Annotated in this window: 14 protein-coding genes; all 14 read right to left on the bottom strand. The window is 49.1% G+C overall.

What is annotated here, in order from left to right:
• Positions 1–17: 17 nt before the first annotated feature.
• Entirely contained in the window at positions 18–1,952 is a 1,935-nt protein-coding gene (locus Q5873_RS02930) for an OPT family oligopeptide transporter (protein WP_028254492.1), read from the bottom strand.
• A 37-nt stretch (positions 1,953–1,989) separates the two neighbouring features.
• Positions 1,990–2,364: a PaaI family thioesterase gene (locus tag Q5873_RS02925; RefSeq protein ID WP_028254491.1), complete on the bottom strand. Its 375-nt coding sequence runs from the start codon at positions 2,362–2,364 to the stop codon at positions 1,990–1,992.
• A 20-nt stretch (positions 2,365–2,384) separates the two neighbouring features.
• The gene (gene menC, locus Q5873_RS02920) at positions 2,385–3,590 is read right to left on the bottom strand and encodes an o-succinylbenzoate synthase (RefSeq protein ID WP_303059162.1); all 1,206 of its coding nucleotides are present in this window, start codon (positions 3,588–3,590) and stop codon (positions 2,385–2,387) included.
• Positions 3,587–5,035: an o-succinylbenzoate--CoA ligase gene (gene menE, locus Q5873_RS02915; RefSeq protein WP_303059161.1), complete on the bottom strand. Its 1,449-nt coding sequence runs from the start codon at positions 5,033–5,035 to the stop codon at positions 3,587–3,589. Before menE ends, menC begins: the two co-directional genes overlap by 4 nt.
• A 15-nt stretch (positions 5,036–5,050) precedes the next feature.
• Positions 5,051–5,893, bottom strand: coding sequence for a 1,4-dihydroxy-2-naphthoyl-CoA synthase (gene menB / locus Q5873_RS02910; protein WP_028254488.1), 843 nt, complete (start codon positions 5,891–5,893; stop codon positions 5,051–5,053).
• 53 nt (positions 5,894–5,946) lie between these two features.
• The gene (menH, locus tag Q5873_RS02905; RefSeq protein WP_288190114.1) at positions 5,947–6,792 is read right to left on the bottom strand and encodes a 2-succinyl-6-hydroxy-2,4-cyclohexadiene-1-carboxylate synthase; all 846 of its coding nucleotides are present in this window, start codon (positions 6,790–6,792) and stop codon (positions 5,947–5,949) included.
• Between the two features lie 50 nt (positions 6,793–6,842).
• Complete coding sequence (menD, locus tag Q5873_RS02900) at positions 6,843–8,513, bottom strand: 2-succinyl-5-enolpyruvyl-6-hydroxy-3-cyclohexene-1-carboxylic-acid synthase (protein ID WP_303059160.1); 1,671 nt, start codon at positions 8,511–8,513, stop codon at positions 6,843–6,845.
• Positions 8,513–9,658, bottom strand: a complete 1,146-nt coding sequence (locus tag Q5873_RS02895) for an isochorismate synthase (protein ID WP_303059159.1) — start codon at positions 9,656–9,658, stop codon at positions 8,513–8,515. The genes menD and Q5873_RS02895 overlap by 1 nt, the downstream gene beginning before the upstream one ends.
• A 209-nt stretch (positions 9,659–9,867) precedes the next feature.
• Positions 9,868–10,164, bottom strand: a complete 297-nt coding sequence (locus Q5873_RS02890; RefSeq protein WP_156886119.1) for an ArsR/SmtB family transcription factor — start codon at positions 10,162–10,164, stop codon at positions 9,868–9,870.
• A gap of 57 nt (positions 10,165–10,221) precedes the next feature.
• A complete protein-coding gene (locus Q5873_RS02885) occupies positions 10,222–10,836 on the bottom strand; it encodes a hypothetical protein (protein ID WP_028254483.1) in 615 nt (204 codons plus the stop codon).
• On the bottom strand, positions 10,826–12,343 hold the full coding sequence (locus Q5873_RS02880) for a DUF2157 domain-containing protein (protein ID WP_303059158.1): 1,518 nt from the start codon (positions 12,341–12,343) through the stop codon (positions 10,826–10,828). The genes Q5873_RS02885 and Q5873_RS02880 overlap by 11 nt, the downstream gene beginning before the upstream one ends.
• Positions 12,344–12,424: 81 nt before the next feature.
• Positions 12,425–12,874: a universal stress protein gene (locus Q5873_RS02875; RefSeq protein ID WP_038154598.1), complete on the bottom strand. Its 450-nt coding sequence runs from the start codon at positions 12,872–12,874 to the stop codon at positions 12,425–12,427.
• A 126-nt stretch (positions 12,875–13,000) separates the two neighbouring features.
• Positions 13,001–13,759 (bottom strand): amino acid ABC transporter ATP-binding protein, encoded by a 759-nt coding sequence (locus Q5873_RS02870; RefSeq protein WP_288190109.1) that lies wholly within the window; start codon positions 13,757–13,759, stop codon positions 13,001–13,003.
• A gap of 9 nt (positions 13,760–13,768) precedes the next feature.
• Positions 13,769–14,422: an amino acid ABC transporter permease gene (locus tag Q5873_RS02865; protein ID WP_038154596.1), complete on the bottom strand. Its 654-nt coding sequence runs from the start codon at positions 14,420–14,422 to the stop codon at positions 13,769–13,771.
• Between the last annotated feature and the right edge of the window lie 21 nt (positions 14,423–14,443).

Genomic DNA, 14,443 nt, shown 5'->3' with positions numbered 1-14,443 from the left:
GAGGGCTATTTTTGTTATTATAACTTAGCTTTTACCTTTACCGCTACCTTATACATGAACACGCAAAGTACTAAGTACATTACGATGCCCAAATACGTAGCACCTTGGGTAGCATGCCATGCCTTAGCAAACCAGTCGATACCGGCAATGCGCAATACCGCACTGATTAAACTGCCGATAGCACCGCCGGCTACAAAGCCGGATGCAATGGTGCTGCCTTCACTGAGGCGCAATTCATTAGTATCCTTATCATCACTGCTGTGAGATACCAAATGAGAAATCAAGCCGCCTACCAAGACCGGTAAGTTGATTTCCATTGGCAAGTAACTACCAAGGGCAAAAGCCAACGGCGGCACACCAATCATCCAGAGTACAACGGCGAAAAGAGCACCGGCCATATACAACGGCCAATGAGCGCTACCGCCGGACATAAGCGGCTGAACAATAGCTGCCATCGCATTTGCCTGCGGTGCCGGCAATGCATCCGGACCGGTAAATCCATATGCATGATTTAACAAGAGCAATACGCCTACGGACACAACAGCAGATACGATAACACCTACCAACTGCCACAGCTGCATGCGTTTCGGCGTAGCACCTACCAAGTAGGCTACCTTCAATTCCGACATAAAGTTACCGGCTACACCAATAGTGGTACCCAGGAACGCTGCCATCATTAAGATTGCAATGATACCGACATCACCGGTCATACCGGTAGAAGCCAATACTACCGCCGAGAGAATAATCATAAAGATGGTCATACCCGATACCGGTTCGTTACCGGTAAAAGCGATAGAACTGATACCTACTACAGACAACAGGAATCCCAAAATCAAAACGATAAGGAAGGCTAAAATAGTCTGTAAGAAAGTTTGCGCGTAATAAATATGGAAGAAAATAGCAAATAAAACGACAGTAGCAATAATACCTAATGCCAATACGGACATCGGTAAATCGCGCTGCGTGCGCAAGATTTCTACCTGCACTGTCTTATTCGGCGTAAAAATATCTTTTAACGCACGAACGACAACATCCTTAACTACACCGGCCATTGTCAAAAGACCGATGACCCCGGCCATAGCCAGCATACCGATACCTACATGACGTACATAGTTGCTGAATACGGCACGTACCGGTGCATCCGCCAACATCACCGTCTGACCATCAATCACCATCGGATGCGTACCACCTAAGTAGTATACAATCGGCACGCATACAAACCAGGAGAAGAAGGAACCGGCCGCAATAATAGCTGCGTAACGCAACCCCGTAAAGTAACCGATACCGAGCAAGGCCGCATCACTATCAAGACCGAAGCTCAGCTTTAATTTATCTTCCAGTACCTGTCCCCAGGAAAAAGCAGCCGAAGAAATCCCTTCCTTCCACCATCCTAAGCTGTTCAATACAAAGTCGTATGCCATAGCCAAGGTACCGCTGACAATCATCAGCTTTGCCTTACTGCCTTCAGAGCTGCTCAATACTTCTGCAGCGGCACGACCGGCCGGGAACGGATATACGGAATTCATTTCTTCACAGAAATACCGCCGGAACATAACGGACAGGAACACACCCAAAAGACCGCCGAGAATAATCGGCACAATCATCTGGAAGAAGGATAAGCTCGGCATTTTCAAAATATAAATAGCCGGCAAAATAAACATGGCCCCGCACAACACATTTGTGCCGGAGCTAGCAATGGCTTGGATATGCACCGTTTCCGGGAATGCATTTTTGCGTTTGAACATAACCGCCATGCCCATAGCCAATACCGATACCGGTGCAAACGCATCGACGGTCTGACCGATTTTAAGACATAAATACCCTACTGCCAACGCAAACAAAGCAGCATAAAACAAGCCCCAAAATACAACGTAGCCGTTGATTTCCACGTATTCCTTTTGAGGCGACATAATTGGCTCGTGAAGCTCTGTTTTTACCTCTTCGGTAGCCATAAAAAAACCTCCAATTCACATCGACCGTAACACTGAGTTAGTTCGCTGCAATCAGGGCGTTTACAACCGTAACCTGCGAGATCAATCGATCCTCCTCGTCAACGACGCGAATAGACCATACATGACTGCGCTTACCGCGATGCAACAGTTCTCCGATTGCGGTAACAGTCCCTTCCGCCTTTTTAGGTCGCACATGATGTGCCGTAACGGACTGTCCCACCCCCAGATACTCTCCTCTTTCAATCTCATTTGAGGCCATACCGGCGATAGCTTCGCAGAATGCAATCGTGGCGCCGCCGTTCAAATAACCGAACGGCTGTGCATGGAAGGGACCTAGTTTCATACGACTTTCCAATCCCGTTTCCGTACAACGCACATATTCAATAGTAAGCTGCTCTACTAACGACTTCATCGGTCTCGCTCCTCTCTTTTTCATGGCGTAAAAGTTACCTGCCGCTGCGTATACTGATTCAGCACAGCTTCATCCACAACGGCCCCCGAGCCTATACCTGTAGGCACCTGCATAGATCCTTCACTGAATGCGATATCCGGACATATCACATCCTTTTCAAAATATCTGGCGGAATCCGACAAATCGCCGGCCATATACGTATCCGGTAATGCTGCCAACTGTACATGCAGCCACTTAGATATTCCGCTTTCTACCATACTTCCAATCCAATAGGCGATATGCTGCCTCCGGCAATAGTGAATGATTTCCTTCGCCCGTACTAAGCCGCCGAGACGACCGATTTTAACATTGAGCACGTCCAAGGCACCTGCACGGTGTGCCCGTCGTAAATCATCCATGGATTGCACGCTTTCATCAAGGCAAATAGGTGTGCTTGACGGCGTATCTTGCCGCAATTTTCCCAGCACCGACACATCCGCATCCAGCGGTTCTTCAACACACGCCAGCTTATACGGTGCCAGTGCCTGTATCAACGGCCATTCACTGACATGAAAGCTGCGATTCGCATCCGCTGCCAATGTAATCTCCGGAAAAGTGCGGCGCACCAAGCTCACCCGTTCTACCGCATCCGATGGATTAATCTTCAATTTAATACGTTTACATCCCTTCTCAACTTCTCGTCTCACCTTTGCCAACATGTCATCCAGCGCCATGTCTCCGATGACAACCCCCGACGCAATCATCGGCGTAAGAGGCTCACCGAAAAAGGTGCTTACCATAGGCTGACCCAACTTCCTATAGTATAGATCCAACAGCGCATTTTCAACGCCCGCCGTTGTCATTGGATAGGCGTCGCTACCGATTAATCGCACTATATCGTCGGCTACCTGTTCCGGATTCGTTATACGGTACCCCACTAAGCGCGGACCGATGCACTCGGTGCACAGTGACCACGCCGTATCCAGCGTTTCTGCCGTATAAAACGGTGTCGTAAAAGCCACTATCTCACCATAGCCCGTAAGTCCTGTGTTATCGGTAACTGTCACACATAAAGTGTCGCGCTGCGCCAGCCTCCCTTTTGCCGTAACAAAGGCAAATTTCATCGGCAGCACAACGTGTCGTACAGTCACTCGGGCAACCTGCACCGCTGTCGGTACAGATGCACCGTCATTGTCATAGTTCTCTGCCGATGCGGCAACGAACCGTACATTATCGCTGTCCTTCATAGGTGTAGCTCGCCTCGCAGTACTTTACCGGATGCATTTTTCGGCAGACTCGCAATCTGTCGTATGTACTTCGGCAACTTATACCGCGCCAAACGGTTTGCCAAAAAATCACGTACTGCCTCCGGTGCTACCGTACCGGCATAAAACAATGCCGGTACCTGTCCCCAATGTGCGTCTGCTACCGGTATGACCGCACATTCTTCCAAGCCGTCCAGTTCATATAAGGTATCTTCCAATTCTTTAGGATAAATATTTTCTCCGCCGGAGATGATAATATCCTTGCGGCGATTTAACAAATATAAAAAGCCATCCTCATCAATATAACCAATATCATCGGTATTAAGACCTTCCGGCGATAATGGTTTCTTTCCCAAATACCCCGTCATCAACATTGGCGACTGTATCCATATGTCACCGACACCGTGGCTGTCCTGATTCTTAACGGTAATTGTTACGCCCGGCAAGGGCTTACCCACCGCCGCCAATTTATGGGGATACGCTAAAATATTAAAAGTCGCACTTTGTGCAAAGCTTTCCGTCATACCGTATGTTTTATATACAGGTAATCGTTTTTCCAAGCACCGCTTAATCAAAGGCTGAGGAATAAATTCACCGCCTAAGAGAATCATCCGCAAACCATGTGCCGGCACGGCTTCAATAATTCGCTGTAAAATCGTAGGCACCAAGGAAATCATATTCACCTTACCTGCGCCGATAACCTTCAGTACCGGACCTTCTTCATACTTGCGCATAATCGTGGCCGCCGTACCATTGTAAAGGGTACGAAGTATAATGGACAATCCCGACACATGGAACATCGGTAACACAACAAGCCAGTTATCCTCGGCTTCGACACCGATAACCTCCGCCGATGCCGCTACATGCGCGCGAATCTGTCCCCAACGAATAGGTACCGATTTAAAGCGTCCCGTAGTCGCACTGGTATTCATAATCACCGCTATTGCCTTATCATCCGGCTGCCAACAAAAGGACGTGTTTGCCGGTGAATTCGGCATCACCGTTTTACCGCCGGCTGCCGTTAACGCATCGCGTTTCTCTGCCGCTTTTGATGAGCGTGTCGGCACGGTTATATGTAAACTATGAAGTCCCATTGCTGAAATGTCCTCGATTCCATTCCACGGGACATCCCCGGCTACGGTTAGCAAGCTGGTAATCTCTAACGTTTGCATCTGATCCGCCACCTCGCCCGCCGTCAAATGCGTATTTATCGTCAGCACTTCCTTACCGCACAATAGCGCCGCAAATAAAGTGACCGCCATAGCAACGGAGTTTTCTGCTCGAAGTGCCACACGCCGCTGCCCTTCCAATGCCTCTTGCAAGTAGGTAGCCACCGCTATCGTCGCTTCGTACACATCACCATAGGTCCACTCATTTAAAAAGAGTGCCGACGGCCGTTCAACCGCCCATCGTCGAAGCCATTCCATGACTGCACCTCACCATCAAGGGAATTTCGGGAATTGCTTGAAGTCCGGTTTGCGTTTTTCCTTAAATGCGTCGCGGCCTTCCTTGGCTTCATCCGTTGTGTAGTAAAGAAGGGTTGCGTCACCGCCGAGCTGCTGCAAACCTGCTAAACCGTCCGTATCGGCATTAAAGGATGCCTTCAAGAAACGTAACGCCATCGGGGAAAGCTGTAAAATTTCTTCACACCATTTCACCGTTTCTTCTTCTAACTTATCGAAAGGTACCACCGTATTGACAAGCCCCATGTCCAATGCCTGCTGCGCCGTGTATTGGCGGCAAAGGAACCAAATTTCGCGAGCCTTTTTATGACCTACCAAACGAGCCAAGTAACCGGCACCGTAACCGGCATCAAAGGATCCTACACGCGGACCGGTTTGCCCGAACTTCGCATTTTCCGAAGCAATGGTCAAGTCACATACGATATGAAGCACATGACCGCCACCGATTGCATAGCCGTTAACCATAGCAATAACCGGTTTCGGCGTAATGCGAATTAAATGCTGTAAATCGAGCACGTTCAAACGAGGAATACGGTCTTCACCGACATAACCGCCATTACCGCGAACGCGTTGGTCGCCGCCGGAGCAGAACGCTTCCTTATCCTCACCCTGTCCATGGTTGGCACCGGTCAGAATAATAACACCTACTTCCGCATCATCGCGGGCTACCGTAAACGCATCAATCAGTTCCACTACTGTTTTAGGGCGGAATGCATTGCGTACTTCCGGACGATTAATGGTAATTTTAGCAATGCCATTATAGGTTTCATAAATGACATCCTCATACCCTCTGTCCAATACTTGCCAGTTAAATTTGCTCATACCATGACCTCCTTATACATTCTGTCATATCTATATGAAAGATAGTAATTGTGTTAACAGCCTAAGAATAAGCCGACAATCTCGGCAAATTCCTCCGGCTTTTCTACATGCACATTATGCCCCGCACCGGCAACAGACGTTGTCGTAATATTTGGCCACTGCGCATACACCTCGCGCCGAATCGTATCATATTTTTCATCCAGCTCTCCGCTGATATAAAGAGTGGGCATCTTCAGTCTATTCAGCTTATTGCCTGCATAAAGGAACATTCCCTGCCCTGCACCGCGAAGCATGCCGGCAAGGCCGTGCGGCGATACCTCACAACGGCGTTGCCTAATAGCCGCCTGTACGGCCGGTGGCAAATGGCGTTGCGTTTCAAAGATAGGTAACTTTTCCCAGTAGTTCGCAAACCATATTGCCCCATGCGACTCTATCCTAGCCGCCAATCCCGCATCCTTTATGCACCGTTGCAATCGATCATGTCTATCCTTAATACCCGGCGATGCCGACTCGAGAATCAACGCACGATAGGGCAAGTCGGGATACTCCAATGCCATTTGTAAAGCCAGGCGCCCGCCCATAGAGTAACCTAATAGTACGAAAGGCTTTCTCCGGCTGATGACTGTACAAAGAAATTGTAAATCATCCAATATAATATCCGAATCGTACGATGCCGGACTCCACGGTACCGAAGTCTTACCATGCCCCATCATATCAATGGCATAGATACGGAAACCGGGCAATGTCAGTTGATCCCAAGTGCGTCCATCCTCGCCAAAACCATGAAAACAAATCAGCGGCACGCCGTGCTTATCCCCATGCATATGCACATAATATTCCTTACTGTCTATGCCGATACAGGTTCCCTGTCCTTCGCGCAACGATTCCTCCAGTGCCATTGCCTCGTAATCATCTCCTATTAAAGCTTCGCTCGTATAAAGTTCATGACTCATCGCATCACCGTATACTTTCTATGTAACTCTCTACTGCGTGCCCGATCGGTGGGCACTTCAATCAAATATATATCATCGCCGCTTAACGCTTCCGCCAACGTGCGATTAAATGCTTCATACGACTCCGCCTTACAATACCGCAAACCTGTAAGCTGTGCCAAGCCGCCGAAATCAAGCCCGTGCGGCGTAGCAAACAAATAATCAAAGTGCGGTGATTCCCGCTGCGGCAGATATTCAAAAATACCGCCACCATCATTATTGAACAGAACGATTACCAACGGAATCCGATGTGTTTTCCCCATGATAAGACCGTTCATATCATGTAGAAACGATAAGTCACCGGTAACCATAACAGTGCGTTTACCGGCCGCCGCTATTCCCAACGCCGTCGACACCGTACCATCAATTCCGTTAACGCCGCGATTGCCCAATAGTTCTACATCCGCCGAACCGGCTGTCCAGAAGTAATCCATGTCGCGAATGGTCATACTATTTGCTGCCAACAAGCGACTATCCTTGGGCATCTGTTTCTGGAGCAAGCTAATGATGCGCCCTTCAAAAAGGAACGGCTCCGACGCTACGGTAGATAGTTGCGTACGCATTCGTCTTTGATACTCTTGCCAACGAGCTGTGTACGCCGTTGCTTCCGTTACATCCGTAGGCAACATTTGCGCTAATACCTCACGACAAAACAAAGCTACATCGCTGCGCACCACTACATTCGTAGTCAAGGCCGCATTGCGATACTCCACTGCCGGATCCACCTGCACGCATAGTACATCATTGTGAAGACGCATAAACTGCTGGACCCGTTTTGATACAGGAATCTGTCCGAACAGCACCATAAAATCCGGTTTTATATCGGCCTTTACCTCATCAGACGATAAGAACGCATCATAGCTGTCTATAATGTGCGAATGCGTAAAGCGCCGCACCGGTGATAGCGGATCCGCCAATATGGGCACCTGCCATGCTTCGGCCAGCTTCACTATGTCAGCCGCATAGCTATCCCCTCGATAATCGGGCCCGCATAAAAATAAACCGCGCCGACCTACGGGAAGTTCCGGCAACGCCGCTGTCATCTGGCCCGGTATAATACGAAATCCGCGCTGGCTGCGTCCCATAGTAAAATGTGATTCATCTGTATCCGGCATCAACGGTTCGCTGACGGGAACATTAATATGCACCGGTGCCGGGGCTACATCTGTAGCAGCCAGCACGGCTTTTTGAATCACCGTTCGCGGATACACGTTTGGCGTACTTTCTGTGGGGGCCGCCAGTTCTTCGTAGTAAGCAACGAACTCACCGAACAAATTTGCCTGCTTCATCGTCTGCGGCGCTCCCACGGCTCGTAATTCCGCCGGACGATCCGCCGTAATGATGATAAGCGGTACGCGACTGTGCTTCGCCTCTGCCAGCGCCGGTAAATAATGGGCACCGGCGGAACCGGAGGTACAAACCAACACCACCGGACGCCGTGATGCCTTGGCTAATCCGAGGGCAAAAAAGCCGGCGGACCGTTCGTCCAAATTCATATATGTAGAAAATTTCTTATACGCCGTAAACAAAATTGCCAAGGCCGTAGACCGTGATCCGGGACTGAATACAACATCCCTAACGCCTAACAGATACAGCTCATCTACGGCAGACGCTAAATACTCATTCATTACAGGGCCTCCACTATCGTTCTCAGCTTTGTCTTCGTTTCCGTATATTCTTCATCGCACTCGGATCCGTCCACAATGCCGCAGCCCGCATACGCATACATATGCTTGCCTTTAACAAGGGCCGATCGAATGCCTACGGCCAATACGCCGTCGCCTTTGCTGTCCCACATGCCCAGCGGGGATGCATACAGTCCGCGTTCATGACCTTCATACTCCTTGAGTAATTTCAGAGAAACATCCCGTGGCTGACCGCCCATAGCCGGCGTCGGATGCAGCACGCCGCTCCAATCCAACAAACTGTGTTCGTTGTCCTCGGCAGTCACTAAGGTACGCAGGTGAAACAGATTTTTCAACTCCATCAATTCCATCGGCCCCGCTGTTACCGAAGAAGCCAAGCGCTTCATAGATTCCGTAATCATGCGCACCACGATACCATGTTCCCGCACATTCTTATCATCTTGTAGCAACCGCTGTCCCTGCGCCTCGCGATTCTCTGCCGTTTTGCCGATTGTACCGGCCAAAGCATAGCTGGTAATACAGGAGCCTTCCTTTTGCACTAAAATCTCCGGCGATGCCCCCAAGAAGGTACGTCCCTCTTTGTGGTAGCCAAAAATAAAGCATCCCGGATTATTGCTGACGAGACGATGGAGAATACTGCATTCATCAAAATCCTCATCGCCCACCAAGTGCACCTCGCGGGAGGCTACGGCTTTAGTAATGCGCCCGTCTTGAATCGCCGATGTAATAGCCGTAAACAATCGTTGCCAAGCTTCGTAGTCATCGGTACGTTCCTCATAGTGATGTGTGCGAAGTATCGTTCGGTCATCGTCAATCGTTTCCGGTACATCCGCATACATATAGCGCTCACCGTCGGCATCGGCTATGTAATAATGGGAGAATGCAATCATTTCATTGCCCATATCTCGCCACAGATCACCGCGGGCCGTGTCAAAAAAGGTACGCCCGTAAAATATGTACGGATACGCCTTACTATCAGCTTCCGTTTGCAGCACCGCACGACGATCGGCACCGATAATCAAACGCTGCTTCTGTGTATCATACCAAAAGACCCGTTCCCGGCCATCAAAGTGACGCCAAAAGGATAAAGGGTCTGTCAGTTGTAATGTCATTGTATTGTAATTCATGTAGATCCTCACATGACCGCCGCAGCGGCCCCACTCATTCGGTTACCTAACTGTGTTATTATACAACATCTTATTATAGCACTCCCACCCCGTAATCACCAACCAAAAACCGCAACCTGTCTTCTAAAAAAGGACGGCAAAAAGGACTGCTCTGTTCATAGTCCATGCAATGAACAAAGCAGCCCTTCATATAATGACACGTTACTCGTCTATTGATGTGATACATGCTCGATGCCTTGTTCGAGCAATACCGTCACATGATCATCGTTCAAGCTGTACCATGCCGTCTTGCCTTCCTTGCGAAAGGTGACAAGCCGCGCTTGTCTGAGCACGCGCAGTTGATGGGAAATGGCAGACTGTCCCATATCCATGGCATCGGCAATATCGGATACGCACATCTCCTTCGCAAGCAACAGCTGCACGATGCGCAATCGTGTAGGATCGCCGAGCACCTTAAACAACTCGGCTAATTGCAAATAATCTATTTCTTCTGTACGCAGGTCCATCATGTCACTCCTCTAATTAGTATCGGTACTATTATATACCCAATACTCCGTCTTCCGCTACTCTTCTACGGGCGGCGTTATCTTGCCGTCACCGTTTCCCAACTCTTCCAAGGGTATGCGACTATCTCGTTCCTGCTCTTCAATGCTGCCGGGCTTTGCTATCTCGATGGATACACCTTTAGAGTAAACGCCCGTCACCACACCGTGACCATCTTTCACTTTTAGCGTTGCCAACAGCGTGCCCTTATAGCCTTTATAAAATTGCGGATTCACTTTACTGAGATCCACCTTAACGCGATCAAAGGGAATCTGAAATTCTGCGATACCGTTTTCATAGCGCGTAATACGAGCCAATATGTATTCGCCGCTATCCGGTCGATTGGGTGTAACTTCCTTAACCGTAAGTAATCCGCTGGGCTTGGGCACTACCACAACATAAGCTTCTTGCTGCTCCACCGGTGCCCGCTCTCCCATCCACGGGCCTTGGGCACCCAAAAAAGTAACATGCAAATAGTCGGACGGAATCCAACTTGCTCTTCGACTGATAGACACCGGCCACTGATATTCACTGCCTACCTGAAGTAGGCTTGTATACCGTTGTTGCACGAAGAATTGCGACACAATGGCACCGATGGCCACCAAGGCAAAGACAATCCATTTTCTATACTTCATGGTCTTCGCCTCCCTTCATCGCTTCGCTTTCCTCACGTTTAGGCTCTCGCAGCATACGATGTCCTTCTCCTTTAGTCATGCGCAGCGGCACAACCGAAGATGTATTGTCATCAGCTTCACGTTGCGGCAATGTCTTTTCTTTTCCATCTGTACCGATTCGATTTGTTTGTAGGTTTGCTTGCCGATTTGTTTGTCGGTTCGTTTGCCGACTCCCTTGCTGTACCTGTAAATGCTTACGCCACATATAAAATGCATTAATGCCGAACACGGCCAAGCCTACCAGTAGAAATACAATGCCCCGCTCTACAAAGGTAAAGGCCGGATCGAAGAATCGCGCCCCCATCATGGCAATGCACATCACGACACAGCCGTTGAAAAGACCTACCCGCTTTTCTACCGTGCCGCGGATACACATGATGATGGCTAAAAAGATGATATACACATTAAAGATTGCGGACGCCATAAAAGGAGACACTCCGCCGTGAACGGCTCCGCTGATGCCGGCCAAGACTAGCGGGCACAGCCCGATGATCGATTCCGTCACCAATCGTGCCTGTAACAAGCGCCGTTCCAAATATAGCGTAGCGCCCAGTCCCACTACGGCAAGCAATCCTGTAAACCATCCGGGAGTAATCACCGCTTCCGTTTGCCAAGTGCTGAGCAAAGTACCGCACACGACTACATATAAAAGTCCCAATGCTCCGATTCCGCGAAACGGCAATGTCCAAATGCCCTTGCTCCGCGAAAGACTTCCCATGGCAAACGTGCCGTTGGCAAAGGCACCGACAAGTACCAAAGCCAGCGACAGATTATATGACTCAATGACGAAAAACAAGGCTCCCAGCGCAGCTGCCATATATGCCCACGACAACCATAGCAAGAGAAAGTGTCGTTCCTTGTATCGCTGAATCGTATGCCAATAGAAGGGCACGCCCAATGCCAACAGCCCCCACAGCACGATAGGTTCCGCATGAACTGCCACCGCATGCGACGACACACTCCATACCAGGGCACCCAATAAATACACGATCATGCCGATGCCGGATTCCATGATATAGATAACCGGCAAACTAAGCATTAACACCATCAGCACATAGATGCCCACCGCTTCGCCGGTATAGTATGTATCGGCCATGAGAAACGTCGACACACTAAGCGCACCCATAAAAAGTAACGTTGCCCCTTCTGCAAGCGCGCCGCCGCGCTTGGCATGTCCCACGGCAATCCCCAGTACCAATAGAGACAGCACCACAATAACCAGGCTCCAATCGAAGCGCCCATTCGGTGAAAATCCGTACCAATACCCGGCAAAGAGCAAAAATATTCCCATGCCTACCAATATAGATCCCATGGCGAGCACCAACAAACGCGTCATAGACGGCCCCTTGGTGATAGGCGCCGCCAAATACCGATTCCTAATCTCGCGGGCCCCCTCTTCACTGAGCCAACCGTTTGCTTCCCATTCCGGCACTCGGCTACGCAACCATTGCAGTATTTTTGTATCCATCGCTCGCTCCTTTCTCACCTGTCCCCGTAATTCCAAAAAAGGCTTTGCTCTTACGAGCAAAGCCTTCAGCTGCCGTCATACTTATTTAACAACCAATACCGGACATGTGGAGTGGCTCGTTACATAGCTACTTACACTACCCATGAATAAGCCTTTCAATGGGCCGAGGCCTCGGCTACCCATGACGATAAGATCGGCATTGAATTTCTTTGCCACAGCAAGCACAGCCGGTCCCGGTGAACCTACTTCGAATACGCTCTTCACCGTTACATCCGCCGGCACTTCCTTCACTACATCGTTAAGGATTTCCTTGCCCGTTTCTTCCATGTCTTCCGCAATCTGTTCTGATACATAGCCACCGCTGATCGGGGTCTGGTCAAAATTGGAAATAGCCGACACGATGTTAGCTACATGAACAACAACAAGCTGCGCCTTATTGCGTTCCGCAATGGATACGGCATGCTGCAACGCACGCTTTGAGTTTTCCGAACCATCTGCCGGAACAACAATCGTTTTGTATTCTACCGTCATATAAATCCCTCCCATAACGGATACTCCATCCGGTATCTGTACATGTAATCTTTATATTATTTATTTCTTTACCGTACCTATGAACTCCTTCTTTTTTATAAAAAATTTTTCATTTTCTTTTTAAACCTACAGCATAGAATCCAAGAAAGCTTTCGTACGCGGCGATTTCGGAGCACCGAATACCTCTTCTGCGGTCCCCTCTTCTTGGATGATGCCATCAGCCATAAAGATAACGCGGTCTGCTACTTCCCGAGCAAACGCCATCTCATGGGTGACAATAATCATCGTCATGTGTTCTTCCGCCAGTTGTTTAATCGTGCGCAATACCTCGCCGGTCAGCTCCGGGTCGAGAGCCGATGTCGGTTCGTCAAAGAGCATAATGTCCGGATTCATCGCCAACGCCCGCGCAATTGCCACACGTTGCTTTTGACCACCGGATAAACGCGACGGATACACATCCCGTTTGTCCCATAGGCCTACTTTTTTAAGAAGCCGTTCCGCCGTCGGCAGAATATCCGCCTCCTTCATGCCCTTCACCATCTTCGGTGCAATCAAAATATTATCCAACACCGTCATGTGCGGGAATAAATTAAATTGCTGAAATACCATTCCCATGCGCAAAAGCAATTGTTGCTGCGTTGCCTTATCCGCATATACCGCTTTAGCCGTGCCTTCGCTCTTAGCCAGATAGGTACCGTCTACACAAATAGAACCGCCGTCGATAATTTCCAGCTGCCCCAAACAGCGAAGAAACGTAGATTTACCGGAACCGGACGGTCCGATCATCGCCACGACTTCCCCCTTTTCCATTGCCAACGACACATCCTTCAGAACAGGTGTGCCGTCGAAGCTCTTTTCAATATGTTTCATTTCAATAAAGCTCATAGTGCCCTCCTATTCATCATATACGGCATACCGTTTTTCTAAGTAATTAAAGATATTCGTCAAAACAAAGGTCATGATCAAGTAAAAGACCCCGGCCACGATGAAGGCCGACGTATCAAAATCACGCTGCACAATACCGCGAGTGATGCGGAGTACATCGTTCATCGCCAAAATATACACCAAGGATGTATCCTTGAGCAAGTTAATCGTTTCGTTAGCCAGCGGTGGCAACACGCGCTTAATCACCTGCGGCAAAATAATTTTACGCATGGTCTGCGCATAGGTAAAGCCCAACACCTTGGCTCCTTCGTATTGCCCTTTCGGAATCGATTGAATACCGCCGCGGAAAATTTCACACAAATAGGCCGCATAGTTTAATACGAAGGAAATCACTGCCGCCGTCGGTGCATCTAACTGTACACCGATGTAAGGAATAAAAGGCAAGCCGTAATAAATAAATAAGATCTGAAGCATAAGCGGCGTGCCACGCATGATGTACACATAAAACTCAACGATACGACGTACAATCGTCAGCGGTGACAACCGAAGCATAGCCAGTAAAATACCGGATGGCAACGATAGCACCAACACCACAAAGAATAACGAAACCGTTACTTCCAAACCTTCGGAAATAATCGGAACGATATGAAGTAAATAATCCATGATAACCTCCTCTACATGAAA

The sequence above is a fragment of the Veillonella magna genome, assembly GCF_959600285.1.
Lineage (GTDB): Bacteria > Bacillota > Negativicutes > Veillonellales > Veillonellaceae > Veillonella_A > Veillonella_A magna.
The sequence above is the reverse complement of the archived record's forward strand: the minus strand, read 5'-3'. Positions and strand labels throughout refer to the sequence as shown.

Bases quoted from the DNA above. Each gene is read 5' to 3' on its own strand.
- Q5873_RS02875 (WP_038154598.1), bottom strand. From the start codon at position 12,874: ATGACGGTAGAATACAAAACGATTGTTGTTCCGGCAGATGGTTCGGAA.
- menB (WP_028254488.1), bottom strand. From the start codon at position 5,893: ATGAGCAAATTTAACTGGCAAGTATTGGACAGAGGGTATGAGGATGTC.
- Q5873_RS02930 (WP_028254492.1), bottom strand. From the start codon at position 1,952: ATGGCTACCGAAGAGGTAAAAACAGAGCTTCACGAGCCAATTATGTCG.
- Q5873_RS02885 (WP_028254483.1), bottom strand. From the start codon at position 10,836: ATGAAGTATAGAAAATGGATTGTCTTTGCCTTGGTGGCCATCGGTGCC.
- Q5873_RS02895 (WP_303059159.1), bottom strand. From the start codon at position 9,658: ATGAATTACAATACAATGACATTACAACTGACAGACCCTTTATCCTTT.
- Q5873_RS02880 (WP_303059158.1), bottom strand. From the start codon at position 12,343: ATGGATACAAAAATACTGCAATGGTTGCGTAGCCGAGTGCCGGAATGG.
- Q5873_RS02890 (WP_156886119.1), bottom strand. From the start codon at position 10,164: ATGGACCTGCGTACAGAAGAAATAGATTATTTGCAATTAGCCGAGTTG.
- menC (WP_303059162.1), bottom strand. From the start codon at position 3,590: ATGAAGGACAGCGATAATGTACGGTTCGTTGCCGCATCGGCAGAGAAC.
- Q5873_RS02870 (WP_288190109.1), bottom strand. From the start codon at position 13,759: ATGAGCTTTATTGAAATGAAACATATTGAAAAGAGCTTCGACGGCACA.
- Q5873_RS02865 (WP_038154596.1), bottom strand. From the start codon at position 14,422: ATGGATTATTTACTTCATATCGTTCCGATTATTTCCGAAGGTTTGGAA.
- menE (WP_303059161.1), bottom strand. From the start codon at position 5,035: ATGGAATGGCTTCGACGATGGGCGGTTGAACGGCCGTCGGCACTCTTT.
- menD (WP_303059160.1), bottom strand. From the start codon at position 8,513: ATGAATGAGTATTTAGCGTCTGCCGTAGATGAGCTGTATCTGTTAGGC.
- menH (WP_288190114.1), bottom strand. From the start codon at position 6,792: ATGGCACTGGAGGAATCGTTGCGCGAAGGACAGGGAACCTGTATCGGC.
- Q5873_RS02925 (WP_028254491.1), bottom strand. From the start codon at position 2,364: ATGAAGTCGTTAGTAGAGCAGCTTACTATTGAATATGTGCGTTGTACG.